This window comes from Micromonospora sp. NBC_00860, assembly GCF_045207375.1.
Lineage (GTDB): Bacteria > Actinomycetota > Actinomycetes > Mycobacteriales > Micromonosporaceae > Micromonospora > Micromonospora vinacea.
The window spans coordinates 53,555-68,097 of sequence record NZ_CP108825.1 but is presented as its reverse complement, the minus strand read 5'-3'; the positions used below and the strand labels follow the sequence as shown (position 1 = coordinate 68,097).

The following is a 14,543-nucleotide window of genomic DNA, read 5'->3' as shown; positions in this document are numbered from 1 at the left end:
GAGCGGGGTCGATCGCGGGCAGGATCAGAGCATGCTGACGATCGGTCAACTGGCGGCGTACGCCGGCGTCACCGTACGGGCGGTGCGGCACTATCACCAGATCGGGCTGCTGCCCGAGCCGGAACGCGATGCCTCGGGTTACCGACGGTACGGCGCGACGGCGGTCGTGTCCCTCATCAAGATCCGCACCCTCGCCGACGCCGGCGTGCCACTGTCGCAGATCAGTCGGCTGCTCGAAGCCGACGCGTCAGCCTTCGCCAAAGCGATCCGGACCATCGACGACCACCTGCGCGACGAGATCGACCGACTGCAGACCAGCCGCAGACACATCGCACAGCTCACCGCCGGGAACAGCCTGGCGCTCCCACCGGAGGTGGCCGCCTACCTCGACCGGCTCCGGGGCATCGGGGCGTCACAGCGGATGGTGGAGGCCGAACGGGACGGATGGATCCTCGTCGCGGCACGCTGGCCCGACCGCATCGTCGACATCATGCCGGAGAAGGTCGCCCACCTCGACAATCCGCAGGTCGTCCGGCTCTATCGGGTGCTGTCGGAGATCTTCGACGACGACGTGCAGGACGACCCGCGCCTGGCGGAGGCCGCCGACATCATGGCGGACCTGGCAGAGCAGGCGTACGCCGCGGGCAAGGGCGTCCTCGCCGACGCGCCCGCCGACGACCTCCCGCACGACCTGATCGACGCACTCGCCGACGAGTCCGACCCGCGGGCGCAGCAGCTGCGGGAGCTGATGCGCGAGCGCGGCTGGTCCGGTTGGAACCGGATGGAGCGGCTCGCGAAGCCGCCATCCTGACCCTCCGGGCGTCCTGCCACGCCGTCAGCCCTTGACGGCGCCGGCGACCAGACCGGAGACCATCCGCCGCTGCACCAGCAGGAAGAAGATGATGACCGGCAGGGTGAACAGTGTGGACGCCGCCATCACCGGCCCCCAGTTGGTGTCGTCCCGACCGAAGAAGAAGGTCATCGCCACCGGCAGGGTGTAGCTGCCCTGATCGTTGATGAAGGTCAACGCGAAGATCAGCTCGTTCCACGCCGTGATGAAGGAGAAGATGCTGGTGGCCACCAGGCCGGGCGCGACCAGCGGGAAGAGCACCCTGCGGAAGGTCTGGGCCCGGCTGGCCCCGTCGATCGCCGCCGCCTCCTCCAACTCCTTCGGCACCGCGGCGACGAACCCGCGCAGCATCCAGACCGCGAACGGCAGCGAGAAACCGAGGTACGTGAGGATCAGGCTGGGCAGGGTGTTGTAGAGCCCCAACCGCTGGATCATCAGGAACAGCGGGATGACCAACGCCTCCAGCGGGATCATCTGCACCACCAGCAGCATGATCAGGAAGCTGGTCCGCAGCTTGAAGCGGAACCGCGCCACCGCGGTCGCGGCCAGCAGCGCGACCAGGCCGCTGAGCACCACAGTGGAGACGGCGACAAGCGCGCTGTTGAGGAAGAAGTCGAGGAAGCTGACGCCGGGGATCAGGTTGCCAGTCAGGATCTCCCGGTAGTGCGCCAACGTCGGATGGGTCGGCACCGGCTGCGGGGTGGAAGAGAAGATCTCGTTGCTCGGCTTCAGCGAGGTGGAGATCATCCAGTAGACCGGGAACGCCGCGAAGAGCGCGACAAGCAGCCCGGCGCCGTTGAGGGCGACCTTCTTCACGACTCGTCCTCCTGCCTGAGCACCATCCGTACGTAGAAGCCGGTGACCACGAGCAGGATCAGCGTGAGGATCACCGCGATGGCCGCGCCGAGCCCGTACTTCGGCGGCGGCGAGAAGGCTTCGGCGTACGAGTAGATGGCGAGCATGAACGTCGGCCGGTCCTGGGTGCCGCCGGCCAGCACGAACTGCTGGGTGAAGACCTTGAAGTCCCAGATCGTGGAGAGCACGATCAGGATCCCGAAGACCGGGCGCAGCAACGGGAAGGTGATCTTCCAGAAGACCCGCCACGGGCTGGCGCCATCCACCCGGGCCGCCTCGTGCAGCTCACTCGGCACGCTCTTGAGACCGGCCAACACACTCACCGCGATGAACGGGAACGAGTGCCAGACCACCACAAGGGTGAGGATGGCGAAGAAGAGCAGCGGCGAGTTGAACCAGCCGTAGCCGGTCCAGTCGCTGCGCCCGAACAGGCTGGTCGAGAGCCCGTCCGGCAACGCGTTGAACAGCCACGTGACCAGGCCGCTCGTGTCGTCGAAGATCCATTTCCAGACGATGGTGCCGGTCAGCGCCGGCGTGGCCCAGGCGAGCATCACGCAGCTGGCCACGAACGTCGCCATCTTGCGACCGAGCCGGTTGAGCAGCAGCCCCACCAGGGTGCCGAGCACCATGGTGAGCAGCACGTTCGCTGCGGCGAACAGCACCGTGTTGCGCAGCACGGTCAGGAAGAACGGGTCGGAGAGGATGTCGACGTAGTTGCCGAGCCCCACCCACGGCCACTCCCGATCGCCGCGCAACTGCCGGACGCTGTTCAGCCGGTAGAAGGACATCACCACCACCTGGCCGAGCGGCCAGAGCAGCAGCACCCCGATGATCAGCAGGGCGGGCAGGAGCAGCAGGTAGGGCAGGCGGTCCACCCGGCGACGCCGCCGCGCGGGGGTCTCCCGCGCGGCGGACGTCTCCGGGTTTTTTGTCTGTGAGCTCACTTGCTGTTCAAAATGCTTTCCATCTCACCGGCCGCGTCGGCGGTAGCCTTCTCGACCGTCTTCTGACCCTTCATGACCGAGCTGTTCATCGCCTGGGTCACCGTCTTCGTCCGGCTGACCTCCACCCACTTCGGGGTGAGCGGCGTGAGCTTGGTGTTCTGCATGGTGGTGGCGAACGACGCCATCACCTTGTCGTTCGCGTACGCGCCACCGGAGACCAGGTCCTGGTAGACCGGGAAGAAGCCGAGGCTGCTGGCGAAGCTCTGCGCGTTCTTCTTGTTCAGCAGCACGGTCAGGTAGTCCCAGGCCAGGTCCTGCCGCTCGCTGTCCTTCCAGATCGCCACGTCCGAGCCGCCGGCGAAACCGGGCGCCGCCTTGCCGTCCGGGCCGGGGATCGGGAACGTACCCCAGACCTTCTCGATCTCGGGGTTGTCCTTCTTGATGGCGCCCTGCTGCCAGCTACCGGCGAAGGCCATCGCGGCCTTACCGGTGGCGAACTGGGTACGCGCGTCGATTTCGTTCCAACCCGCCGCCGCCGGCGGGGCGACCTTGTGCACGGTCACCAGGTCGGTCCAGAACTTGACGGCCCGCTGCGCCTCCGGCGTGGTGTAGCCGGACTTCCAGGTGCCGCCCTGGTTGCTGGCGATCTCGCCACCCGCGCCCCAGAGGAACGAGTAGAAGGGCAGCTCGGAGTTGCCGGGCAACGCGATGCCGTAGGTGCCCTTCTTCTTCGCCTGTACGGCCTTGGCCACAGTGACCAGCTCGTCCCAGGTCTTCGGGGGCTGCACGCCGGCCTCGGCGAACCAGTCGGTGCGGTAGTAGATGGCGCGCACACCCGCGTACCAGGGCACGCCGTACTGCTTGCCGTCGAGCTGCGCGTTGCGCACCAGGTCGGGCAGCAGATCCTTGCCGTCGGCCCAGCCGCCCATCCGACCACTCACGTCGGCGAGCGCCTCCTGGGCGGCCCACCCCTGAGTCTCGGTGTTGCCCAGCTCGGTGATGTCCGGCCCCTCACCGCCGGCGAGCGCCGCCTGGAACTTCTTGGGCGCCTCCAGCCAGGGGATGTACTGCACGACCACGTCGGTGTCGGGGTGCTTCTGGCGGAACTCGGCCTCGACCCCGTCGAGGAAGGAGTTCTGCGCGTCGCCACCCTCACCCATCATCCAGACCGTGAGCTTGCTGTCGTCGGCCGCGTCGTCGCCGGAGCCCCCACAGCCGGTCAGCACCATCGCGGCCGAGGCCACCATGGCGGTGACCGGGGCCAGCCGCTTCCACCTGTTCACGCCACTTCTCCCCTCGCGCCGCCTGGAACTAACCTTCTCCGCCGCACCCTAGTACGGAGAATTCCTTTACGACAGTGGGCGGGACTGGCCGAAGCGTGGCGACCGTACCGCAGCGGCCCGACGACCGGCACTCCAACATCCGGCCAAAGTCGGGCCTTCAGCACGAAAGAGCGCCCGGCTCTCGGCCGGGCGCCCTTTCGAGTCGTGCTGTCCTACACGTGGTGCGGTGTCGTCAGATGATGCCGGGTCGTTATCGGGTGACGCTGCGGCGGCGACCCACACCGGCCACCAGCGCGACAGCGATCGCGGCCACCACGACCTGCACCAGCAGCTCGGCCCAGTCGATACCGCTCGTCTCGGTCGCGATGCCGATGGCTCGCGCCAGGACGGTGCCCAGCAGGGCGGCGCCGACGCCGATGAGCAGGTGCAGCCAGATCGGCATGTTCTGCCGGCCCGGGACGACCAGGCGGCCGAGCGCGCCGACGATGAGACCAACAACGATCGCAGTGATGATGCCCCACACGGTGAGCTCCACGGCCACCCTCCTTCAAAGAATGTCTGACACACGGTTCGTGTGCTTCCTGTCGTGACCGTTAATTGCCCGACCCATCGAAAATCCAAACCGACCTTCACTCACCAAACGATCACGACTTGGCCAACAAGGACACGTTCCACCGCAGGCCAACCCTGGCCACCAGGCGTTGGGAGAACGCCGATGGGCGCCCGACCTGTCGGTCGGGCGCCCATCGGAGGTGTCGCGGTGGTGCGGGTTGGTGCTGTGGTGTTATCGGGTCACGCGGCGACGGCCACCCACGCCGGCCACCAGCGCGACGGCGATCGCGGCCACCACGACCTGGACCAGCAGCTCGCTCCAGTCGATACCGCTCGTCTCGGTCGCGATGCCGATGGCCCGCGCCAGGACGGTGCCCAGCAGGGCCGCGCCGATACCGATCAGCATGTGCAGCCAGATCGGCATGTTCTGCCGGCCCGGGACGACCAGACGGCCGAGCGCGCCGACGATGAGACCAACAACGATCGCAGTGATGATGCCCCACACGGTGAACTCCACGGTCGCCCTCCTTCAAAGAATGTCTGACACACGAGGTGTGTGCTTCCTGTCGTGACCGCTAAGTGCCCGACCCACCGAAAGCCCAAACCGACTCACCTCAATCGGCAACGCCAGCAGTCAATGTTCCGGAGCTGCGTCGGTTGACGCGTGAGTACGTCCACACAGGTAGGAGGCCACTTCGCCCGCCCGCCGGCCCCACAACAGGGGCAGAGAAATTTCCCGCACCCGGCGGTCACATCCGCCGCGCCGACGCGTTCGGCCGGCAATCTCGGCGGGCCCGTCAGACCCGACGGGGGCAGGGGCGAGGCACGCGAGGCGTCCGGAAACGCGACGCGCCCGGGTGCATGTGGCACCCGGGCGCGTACGGCGTCGCGGACTACTTCTTGCCGGCGGCCTTGCCGTCGCCGGAGTCGGAGGAGAGGGCGGCGATGAAGGCTTCCTGCGGCACCTCGACCCGGCCGACCATCTTCATCCGCTTCTTGCCTTCCTTCTGCTTCTCCAGCAGCTTGCGCTTACGGCTGATGTCGCCGCCGTAGCACTTGGCGAGGACGTCCTTGCGGATCGCCCGGATGGTTTCCCGGGCGATGACCCGGCTGCCGATGGCCGCCTGGATCGGTACCTCGAACTGCTGGCGCGGGATCAGGGTGCGCAGCTTGGCGGCGATGGTGACGCCGTAGTTGTACGCCTTGTCCTTGTGCACGATGGCGCTGAACGCGTCCACCGGCTCGCCGTGCAGGAGGATGTCCACCTTCACCAGGTCGGACGCCTGCTCGCCGGAGGGCTCGTAGTCGAGTGAGGCGTAGCCCTTGGTACGGCTCTTCAACTGGTCGAAGAAGTCGTAGATGATCTCCGCGAGGGGCAGCGTGTAGCGCAGCTCCACCCGGTCGGCGGAGAGGTAGTCCATGCCGAGCAGGGTGCCGCGCCGGCCCTGGCAGAGCTCCATGACCGCGCCCACGTAGTCGTTGGGAGTCAGCACTGTGGCACGGACCACCGGCTCGTACACCTCGGCGATCTTGCCGGTGGGGTACTCGCTCGGGTTGGTGACGACGATCTCCTCGCCGTCGTCCGTGATCGCCCGGTAGACGACGTTGGGCGCGGTGGAGATGAGGTCGAGGTTGTACTCGCGCTCCAGCCGCTCCCGGATGATCTCCAGGTGGAGCAGGCCGAGGAAGCCGCAGCGGAAGCCGAAGCCCAGCGCGCCGGAGGTCTCCGGCTCGTAGTCCAGGGCGGCGTCGTTGAGCTTGAGTTTGTCCAGCGCCTCGCGCAGGTTGGGGTAGTCGGACCCGTCGATCGGGTAGAGACCGGAGTAGACCATCGGCTTCGGGTCCTTGTAGCCACCCAACGCCTCGGCCGCCGGCCGGCTGTTGATGGTGACCGTGTCACCGACCCGGGACTGCCGGACGTCCTTCACACCGGTGATCAGGTAGCCGACCTCGCCGACGCCGAGCGCCTCGGCCTTGACCATCTCGGGTGAGATGACGCCGATCTCCAGCAGCTCGTGAACCGCGCCGGTGGACATCATCTTGATCCGGTCGCGGGCGCTGATCCGGCCGTCGATGACCCGGACGTACGTGACGACGCCGCGGTAGACGTCGTACACCGAGTCGAAGATCATCGCCCGGGCGGGCGCCTCGGCCTCGCCGACCGGCGGAATGAACTGCCGGACGATCTCGTCGAGCAGGTACGGGACGCCCTCACCGGTCTTGCCGGAGACCCGGATGCAGTCGGCGGGGTCGCCGCCGATCAGGTGGGCCAGCTCCTCGGCGTACTTCTCCGGCTGCGCGGCCGGCAGGTCGATCTTGTTGAGCACCGGGATGATGCGCAGGTCGTTCTCGAGAGCCAGGTAGAGGTTGGCCAGGGTCTGCGCCTCGATGCCCTGCGCGGCGTCGACAAGCAGCACCGCGCCCTCGCAGGCGGCCAGCGACCGGGACACCTCGTAGGTGAAGTCCACGTGCCCCGGGGTGTCGATCATGTTGAGCACCGCGTGCTCGCCGGCCCGCTCACCCTCACGGATGGTCCACGGCATGCGGACGGCCTGGCTCTTGATGGTGATGCCGCGCTCGCGCTCGATGTCCATCCGGTCCAGGTACTGCGCGCGCATCTGCCGCGGGTCGACCACGCCGGTGAGCTGCAACATCCGGTCGGCCAGGGTCGACTTCCCGTGGTCGATGTGGGCGATGATGCCGAAGTTCCGGATGCGACCGGGGTCGGTGGCACCAGGGGCGTTCGCGCCGGGATCGAGCTTCGGTGGCACAGCGGTCCGTTCTGGTCGGCTGACGTGAACAGGCCGGCGCGCCGCCGACCCCCTCTATGTTCCCACGCCGCCGGGGTGCGCCCGCTGCGCGGGCGATGGATCGGCGCGAGGACCCCTCACTCCATCGGCGGTTCGACGAAGAGCGCGGCCAGCCGGGGCAGCCGCCGACGCGCCTCGTCCTCGTCGTCGAAGTCCCAGAAGTCGTTGAGGTCCGGCGTCCGCACCGGGTCGCGGTCCGCCGGCAGTTCGGTAGCGGTGGCCTTGCGGTACGCGTCCCAGGGCACCGAGAGCATCTGCTCGGCGGAGAACTCCTCGCCGCTGAGCGAGGCCGCCCGCACCTGGGGCAGTTCGGCCAGCGAGTCCGGTTCGGCGACGGCGCGGGCGAAGACGGCCCGACCCTGGGTCATCAGCCAGCCCCGGAAGTGTTCGAAGCCGTCGGCCGAGGCACCACCGTTGATCAGGTACGCCGCACCCCACAGATCCGCCTTGTGCGAGGCGGCCAGCACCCGCGTCTGGTGTCGCGCGTACCCGATGATGTCCTCCGGGTCGCGCTCGGCGAGCAGCGCGACGGCCCGCGCGGCGACCGGGCCGGGCTCACCGCCGCCGCCGGCCCGCGCCTCGTCGATCAGCTTCCAGAAGTCCTCGGTCCTCATGGCTTGGCAGTCTGGCAGTGTCGCCGTGCGTCGCGCACGTACCCCGGGGCAGCATGGTGGGATGTCCCCTCCCCTGCTGCCGCCGGTGCCGTACCACGCAAGCGCCCTGCGCCCGTCGTGGCCGGCGTTGCCGGCGGCGCTGCGGGCCGCGGTCGCCGAACGGCTCGGCGCGCCGGTGGTCACCGCCCGGGTCGCGGACGCGGGCTTCACCCGGGGCTTCGCCGCCGTGCTCGACACCGCCGACGGTGGTCGGGTCTTCGTCAAGGCCGCACCCGCCGCCGAGCAACCGCATCTGGTCGACTGGTACGCCCGAGAGGCCGCGATCCTGGATCGGCTGCCGGCGGACCTGCCGGCGCCCCGCCCCCGGTGGACCCTCTCCGCGGCCGGCTGGTTCGTGCTCTGCACCGACGCCGTCGACGGGCGCACCCCCCGCCTGCCCTGGGTGCCCGCCGAGTTGGACGCCACCCTCGCCGGGTACGCGCAGGTCGCCGCCGCCCTGGCCGACCCGCCGATCGCGCTGACCGCGCTCGGCCTGCCGCACCTGGCCGACCTGGCCCGGTCGGACATCCTCTGGTGGGAGGAGGTCGCCGCCGGTCGCGAGCCGACCCCACCACTGCCCGCGTCGCTGCTGAACCGGCTGCCCGAGCTGGTGGAGTTGGAGTCCATCCTCCCCCGGTACGCCGCCGGGGCGACCGGCCTGGTCCACGGCGACCTGCGGGTCGACAACGTGCTGATCGACTCGGCCGGCCGCGCCTGGTTCTGCGACTGGACCTGGGTCTGCACCGGGCCGGCCTGGTTCGACCTGGCCGGCCTGCTGCTCACCGCGTACGCCAGCGGGCTGGACGCGGACCGGCTCTTCGCCGCGCACCCGGCCACCACCGGCGCACCCCCGGACGCGTTGGACGCGACACTGGCCGCGTTGGCCGGCTACTACCTCACCGGCGCCGCGGCGGCACCGCCGACGGCCTCGCCGCACCTGCCGGCCCACCAGCGGTGGAGCGGCGAGCAGTCGCTCGACTGGCTGGCCCGCCGCCAGGGTTGGCGGTAACGCGGCCCGCCTGCCGTCGGGCTGGCGGCGTGGACCAGACCGGCCTGCCGTCGGGCTGGCGGCGCGGACCGGACCGGCTGCCGTCGGGCTGGCGGTGGGCCGCCGCCAGGGTCGAGGGCGTAACCTGGTGCCCGACGGGCCGGGTCCGTCCGCGCGAAGGCCGAGCCGTTTTGGCTCGTCCCGGGCGACCTGGTAACCTGGCTCTTCGCGCAGCGATGACGCATGTTCGTCATCACGCGCAATAAGCTGACCAACCCGAGCTATCAAGACGAGGCTGTCGCGTGGCGAACATCAAGTCCCAGATCAAGCGCAACCGGCAGAACGAGAAGGCCCGGCTGCGCAACAAGTCGGTCAAGTCGTCGCTGAAGACCGCCGTCCGGAAGTTCCACGAGGCTGCCGAGGCCGGTGACGTCGAGAAGGCGACCGCGCTCATGCTGGACGCCTCTCGCAAGCTGGACAAGGCCGTCAGCAAGGGCGTGATCCACTCCAACCAGGCCGCGAACCGCAAGTCCGCGATCGCGAAGCGCGTGGTGTCGCTCTCCGCCTGACGACTTCACCGTCAGACTGATTCGGAAAACCCCGGGCCCAAGGCCCGGGGTTTCCGTGTGCCCATCCCCAGTCGTTCAGCCGCGCGCCCGCCTTGCGCGCCCTTGCGCTCCCGCCTTGAGATCTTGGAAGGAAAGTGCCCCTGGAGGGGCCATTCCGCTCCAAGGTCTACGACGAATGCGTCGGTGGGCGCGTCGGCTCGGCAGTGCCCGGGGGCGATGTATCCGCCGTCACGATGACGCCGGGCACACTGTGCAACATCCACTCCACCTGCGCTCGCCCGACCGCCGGCTCCATCTGCCGGCGAAACCGATCCCGTTCCTGCTCGGGTACGAGCGCGGCGGAGCGGACCACGACCGCGGCCACCATGTCGTTGAGCTTGACCATGGCCGCCACCACGACCGGCAGCACCAGCACCGCCCACCAGCTGACCAACTCGGCGAGGGCGAGCAGCACCGCCAGCGCGATGGCGCCCTCGAAGAAGAGGAAGCACAGCACGCCGCCGGGGTTGACGAACCGTAGGCCGAGGAGCCGGGCGTAGAGCGGCCGGTAACGCTCCTCGTCCACGCGGACGGTGGCCCACGCCGGGCGGCTCGCTCCCGTCACCTGGTGCTGCCCTGCCGGGCCGCCACGACCGAGAAGACCGCACGCTCCAGGGCGTACGCCCGGTCGTCGGAGCCGCCCTTGACGGCCGCGTTGCACTCGGCGGCCACCTGCATGGCCCGGACCAGGCCCTCCGGCGTCCAGCCCCGTCCCTGCCGCTGCGCCCGCTCGATCTTCCAGGCGGGCATTCCGAGGCTGCTGGCGAGCTGGTACGGGCTACCCCGCCCGGCCGACGCCACCCGGGCCACCGTACGCACCCCGTCGGCCAGGGCGTCGGCGATGGGCACCGGGTCAACGCCGACGTGCAGGGCCCAGCGCAGTGCCTCAAGCGCCGCCGGCACGTCGCCGACCATTGTGGCGTCCGCCACCGTGAAGCCGGTCACCTCGACCCGGCCCCGGTAGTAACGGGAGACCGTCTCGGCGCTGATCCGCCCGTCGGTGTCGGCGATCAGCTGGGAGCAGGCGGCTGCCAGCTCGCGCAGGTCGTTGCCGACCGCAGCGATGAGCGCCTCGGCGGCGTCGTCGGTGCACTTACCGCCGGCCCGCCGGATCTCGTCGCGGACGAAGGCCACCCGGTCGCGGTGCCCCTTGAGCTTGGCGGCCGGGACGACTGTCGCGCCGGCCGCCCGCAGACCGTCGGCGAACGCCTTGCCCTTGGCACCCCCCAGGTGCAGCACCAGCAGCTGGACCTCCGGGTCGGGATTCTTCGCGTACGCCAACAGCGCGGCGACCAGGTCCTTGCGGGCGTCCTGGCCGGAACGCAGGATCAGCAGCCGCCGCCCGCCGAACAGGGAGGGGCTGAGCATCTCGGCGATCTCGCCGACGGTGAGCGCGCTGGCCTGGTACTCACGGACGTCCACCTCGGGGTCGACGCTGCGAACCTTCGAGACAGCTTCGGTGACCGCGCGCGTGGCGAGCAGTTCCTCGTCACCGAGGACGAGCAGAATGGGGGCGAGGCTGGCGGGGGTCACGTCGCCCATATTCGCACGGCCTGCGGCGGGATCGTGCCTGCTCATTAGCTGCTTGATCGGCGCAGCCCGCACACAGCGCAAATCCAGACATCCAAGTCAATTCCCCATTTAACCCGCAAATCGCCCGATTAATCGGAGGCCCGTTCTTGATCCACACGGGATCACGGAAATCGCGGTTTCGGGCCGCTGATACCCCGAGGTCAGCGATCCAGCGTCGATCAGCGACCCGGACGGCCGGCCGCGAGTCCGGACCGCCGGCGACTCAAGGCTGCCGGCCCGCGGGCACACCTCGCCGGGCTACCGCCAGACCGTCGGCCGTTCGGACCGCCGCCACATCGCCGTCCGTGTCGGTACGCAGCACCCGCACACCGCCCCTGCCCAGGTGGGCGAGCAGCCCCGGGCTCGGGTGGCCGTAGGTGTTGCCGGTGCCCACCGGCACGAGCGCCACCGCCGGCCGGACCGCGTCGAGGAAGCCCGGGTCCTGATACGCCGACCCGTGATGCGCGACCTTCAACACGTCCGCCCGTAACTGGCCGGGGGCCGCCCGCGCCACCATCGCGTGCTGCTCCTCGGTCTCCGCGTCGCCGGCCAGCAGGATCCGCACGCCGGCCACCGTGGCGCGCAGCACCAGCGAATTGTTGTTCGGGTCGGACCTGGTCCCGGCCAGCGGGTACGGCGGACCGAGCACCAGCAGGTCGACCCCGCCCACGGGGTGGCGAGCGCCGGCCACGGTGGTCAGCAGCGCGGCCTGCCCGCCGGTGGCTGCCGCCCGAACCAGGTCCCGACCGCTCTCCGGGTCCGCCGACGACGGCATCAGTACGGCTCCCACCCGCCGCCCCCGGAACACGCCGGCCACCCCGCCCACGTGGTCCGCGTGAAAGTGGCTGATCACCAGCAGGGGCACCTCCCGTACACCGAGCCGACGCAGGCAACCGTCCACCGCGCCCGGTTCCGGCCCGGCGTCCACCACCACGGCCCGGCCGGGGTCGACCGGGAGCACCAGGGCGTCGCCCTGGCCCACCGCGCAGGCCACCACGACCCACCCGACGGGCGGCCAGCCGGCGGCTAACAGCCGAACCGGCAGGGCACCCAGCACGGCGGCGACACCAACCACCGCCACCAGCCGCCGTACGAGTGGCCGGCGCACCGCGATCAGCAGCGCGACGGTCAGCCCGGTCAGAAGCAGGGCACCGGGCACCCCGCCCGGCCACGGCAGGGTGCCGCCTGGCAGTCGAGCACCCTGCCGGGCGATGACCACCAGCCACCAGGCAGGCCAACTCGCCAGCCACGCCACGAACTCGGCACCGGCCGGCCAGATCGGCGACACCATGGCCGCCAGCACGCCCAGCACTGTCGCTGGTGCGATGGCCGGCACCGCCAGCAGGTTCGCCGGCACCGCCACCAGGCTCACCGTGCCCGAGATCCCGGCGACGACCGGACCGCAGGCAAGTTGGGCAGCAGCCGGGACTGCCAACGCCTCGGCCAGCCCAGGTGGGACGCCTCGCCGACGCAACCCGTCCCGCCAGCGCGGTGCGAGCAGCAGCAGGCCACCGGTGGCCAGCACGGAGAGGGCGAACCCAGGGTCCCCAGCCAACTCGGGGTCGACGAGCACCAGCACGGTCACGGCGGCGGCCAGCGCGGGCAGCGCCGCCCGAGGTCGACCGGCGGCGAGCGCGGCGAGCCCGATCGCTCCCATCGTGGCGGCCCGTACGACGCTCGGCGACGGGCGGACCAGGATGACGAACCCCACCAGCGCCACCCCGCACAGCGCGGCCGCAAGCCACGGACCGGCGCGCGCCCAACGGGCCAGCAACAGCACCGCACCCACCACGATCGCCACGTTGGAGCCGGAGACCGCGTTGAGATGGGTCATCCCGGTGGCCTGGAAGTCCTCCTCGACGGCGGGTGGCAGTCGGCTGGTGTCGCCCACCACCAGACCGGGCAGCAGCCCACCGGGGTCGTCGGGCAGTGGCTCGCAGGCCCGTTGCAGGCCGGTGCGGAGCGTCCCGGCGGCGCGCTGCGCCCAGGACGGCGCGCCGTGCCGCTCCGGCGGATCGTTGGTGCTGAGCACCGCCGCGGTGAGGTCGCCGCCGCGCGGAACATCGAGCCGGCCGTCGGCGGTGAGTCGCTGCCCGGGCAGCAGGCCCCGCCACGCCGGGTCGGTGGCCAGGACGAGCAGCCGCACCGACGCGTGGATCCGCCGACCATCCGGGCCGGTGAGCCGGACCAGCTTCGTCGACACCAGCAACATGCCCGGTCGCCCGGCGCTCCGGATCGGACGCGGGTCGTCCCGGACGACCAGGTCGGCGGTGATCGGAGCGCGTTGCTCGGCGAGGGCACGGATCGCCGGCGCGTCGCGAACGGCGAGCCGGGCGGCGGTGGCGGCACCACCGCAGACCATTCCGAGGCCGACCGCCACGGCCACCCACCCGAAACGCCGCACCACGGCTCGGGGACGGCCGAGGCGGCCGAGCAGATGTACGGCGCCACTTGCCGTCAGACCGGCCGCCGCGGCGGCCACCAGCAGAACGGTGCGGCTGCCGAGGTGCAGCCCGGCGAGCGCGGTGAGCCAGGCCGCCACGGCGAGCCCAGCCAGTCGCAGATCCGGCGGCTCGGACTCGCTCACACCGTCACCAGATCCTTGAGCTGCTCGTAACGGGCATCGCCGATCCCGTCGACCTGGCGTAGGTCGCCAACGGACTTGAACCCGCCGTGCTGATCTCGATGGGTGAGGATCCGTTGGGCGAGCACCGGGCCGACCCCGGGCAGCGCGTCGAGCTGCGCCAGTGTCGCGGTGTTGAGGTTCAGCGGCCCGGCGGCGAGTCCCCCATCGCCCGCCGCAGGCCCGGCCGCACCGCCCGGCATCGGCGGTGGCGTCACCCCGACCACGATCAGCTCGCCGTCGGTGACCTTGCGGGCGGGGTTGAGCAGCGCCACGTCGACCCCCGGGAGCGCGCCGCCGGCCGCCTGAACCGCGTCGGCGAGACGGGACCCGGCCGGCAGGCGTACCAAACCGGGTTTTCGGACCTTGCCCGCGACCGCCACCACCAACTCGCCGGGGCCGGACACGCTGGGGTCACCCGCTGGCGCGGCCGACGCGGTCTCGCTGACCAGCGGGGCGACCGGCTCCGACTGCGGCCGGGCCTGCCAGGCCCAACCTGCCGCACCCACGACCACCACCACGGCGACCACCGCCAGCGCCCGCACACCCCGCCGCCCGGGGTCGAACGCCGACGGGCCGGGCAACCGTGACTCGGGCGGGACCGCGAGGCCGTCCGACGACGGCTCCGCGAGCGGCACGGCGGCGGGCCGGAAGGACGGCACGTCTGCGGGCTGCGCGCCGACCAGTGACGACGGGGGTACGCCAGCGAGCGGCACCTCCGGCCGGAGCGGCGGTGCGACAGCCGCCTCCGTCAGCCGGCGCAGGCGCTGGCGTACCTCTGTTTCCTCGTCGTGCGACACAGCGC

Annotated in this window: 14 protein-coding genes; 3 read left to right on the top strand and 11 right to left on the bottom strand. The window is 70.7% G+C overall.

Annotated features, from left to right (window positions below; translation table 11 throughout):
• Positions 1-31: 31 nt before the first annotated feature.
• Positions 32-811, top strand: coding sequence for a MerR family transcriptional regulator (locus OH804_RS00300; RefSeq protein WP_406061965.1), 780 nt, complete (start codon positions 32-34; stop codon positions 809-811).
• 24 nt (positions 812-835) lie between these two features.
• Here the strand turns inward: OH804_RS00300 and OH804_RS00295 are convergent, their stop codons facing one another.
• The 7 genes from OH804_RS00295 to OH804_RS00265 form a co-directional block, all read right to left on the bottom strand.
• Complete coding sequence (locus OH804_RS00295) at positions 836-1,666, bottom strand: carbohydrate ABC transporter permease (RefSeq protein WP_196919283.1); 831 nt, start codon at positions 1,664-1,666, stop codon at positions 836-838.
• Positions 1,663-2,649: a carbohydrate ABC transporter permease gene (locus OH804_RS00290; RefSeq protein WP_196919284.1), complete on the bottom strand. Its 987-nt coding sequence runs from the start codon at positions 2,647-2,649 to the stop codon at positions 1,663-1,665. The genes OH804_RS00295 and OH804_RS00290 overlap by 4 nt, the downstream gene beginning before the upstream one ends.
• Positions 2,646-3,932, bottom strand: a complete 1,287-nt coding sequence (locus OH804_RS00285; protein WP_196919285.1) for a sugar ABC transporter substrate-binding protein — start codon at positions 3,930-3,932, stop codon at positions 2,646-2,648. The genes OH804_RS00290 and OH804_RS00285 overlap by 4 nt, the downstream gene beginning before the upstream one ends.
• 250 nt (positions 3,933-4,182) lie before the next feature.
• On the bottom strand, positions 4,183-4,467 hold the full coding sequence (locus tag OH804_RS00280) for a GlsB/YeaQ/YmgE family stress response membrane protein (RefSeq protein ID WP_091410004.1): 285 nt from the start codon (positions 4,465-4,467) through the stop codon (positions 4,183-4,185).
• Between the two features lie 249 nt (positions 4,468-4,716).
• A complete protein-coding gene (locus OH804_RS00275; protein ID WP_406061962.1) occupies positions 4,717-5,001 on the bottom strand; it encodes a GlsB/YeaQ/YmgE family stress response membrane protein in 285 nt (94 codons plus the stop codon).
• A 376-nt stretch (positions 5,002-5,377) separates the two neighbouring features.
• Entirely contained in the window at positions 5,378-7,255 is a 1,878-nt protein-coding gene (gene lepA / locus OH804_RS00270) for a translation elongation factor 4 (protein ID WP_196919286.1), read from the bottom strand.
• Between the two features lie 116 nt (positions 7,256-7,371).
• Positions 7,372-7,908 (bottom strand): DUF4240 domain-containing protein, encoded by a 537-nt coding sequence (locus tag OH804_RS00265; RefSeq protein ID WP_196919287.1) that lies wholly within the window; start codon positions 7,906-7,908, stop codon positions 7,372-7,374.
• Between the two features lie 61 nt (positions 7,909-7,969).
• On the opposite strand from OH804_RS00265, the gene OH804_RS00260 reads away from it, so the two are divergent.
• Both OH804_RS00260 and rpsT read left to right on the top strand, forming a co-directional pair.
• Positions 7,970-8,956: a phosphotransferase family protein gene (locus OH804_RS00260; protein WP_406061959.1), complete on the top strand. Its 987-nt coding sequence runs from the start codon at positions 7,970-7,972 to the stop codon at positions 8,954-8,956.
• 281 nt (positions 8,957-9,237) lie between these two features.
• On the top strand, positions 9,238-9,504 hold the full coding sequence (gene rpsT, locus OH804_RS00255) for a 30S ribosomal protein S20 (protein ID WP_030491765.1): 267 nt from the start codon (positions 9,238-9,240) through the stop codon (positions 9,502-9,504).
• Between the two features lie 166 nt (positions 9,505-9,670).
• Here the strand turns inward: rpsT and OH804_RS00250 are convergent, their stop codons facing one another.
• From OH804_RS00250 to OH804_RS00235, 4 genes are all read right to left on the bottom strand, one after another.
• Entirely contained in the window at positions 9,671-10,108 is a 438-nt protein-coding gene (locus OH804_RS00250; protein ID WP_196919289.1) for a hypothetical protein, read from the bottom strand.
• On the bottom strand, positions 10,105-11,085 hold the full coding sequence (gene holA / locus OH804_RS00245) for a DNA polymerase III subunit delta (protein WP_196919290.1): 981 nt from the start codon (positions 11,083-11,085) through the stop codon (positions 10,105-10,107). Before holA ends, OH804_RS00250 begins: the two co-directional genes overlap by 4 nt.
• Positions 11,086-11,338: 253 nt before the next feature.
• The gene (locus OH804_RS00240) at positions 11,339-13,702 is read right to left on the bottom strand and encodes a ComEC/Rec2 family competence protein (RefSeq protein ID WP_406061956.1); all 2,364 of its coding nucleotides are present in this window, start codon (positions 13,700-13,702) and stop codon (positions 11,339-11,341) included.
• Complete coding sequence (locus OH804_RS00235; RefSeq protein ID WP_406061954.1) at positions 13,699-14,538, bottom strand: helix-hairpin-helix domain-containing protein; 840 nt, start codon at positions 14,536-14,538, stop codon at positions 13,699-13,701. Before OH804_RS00235 ends, OH804_RS00240 begins: the two co-directional genes overlap by 4 nt.
• Between the last annotated feature and the right edge of the window lie 5 nt (positions 14,539-14,543).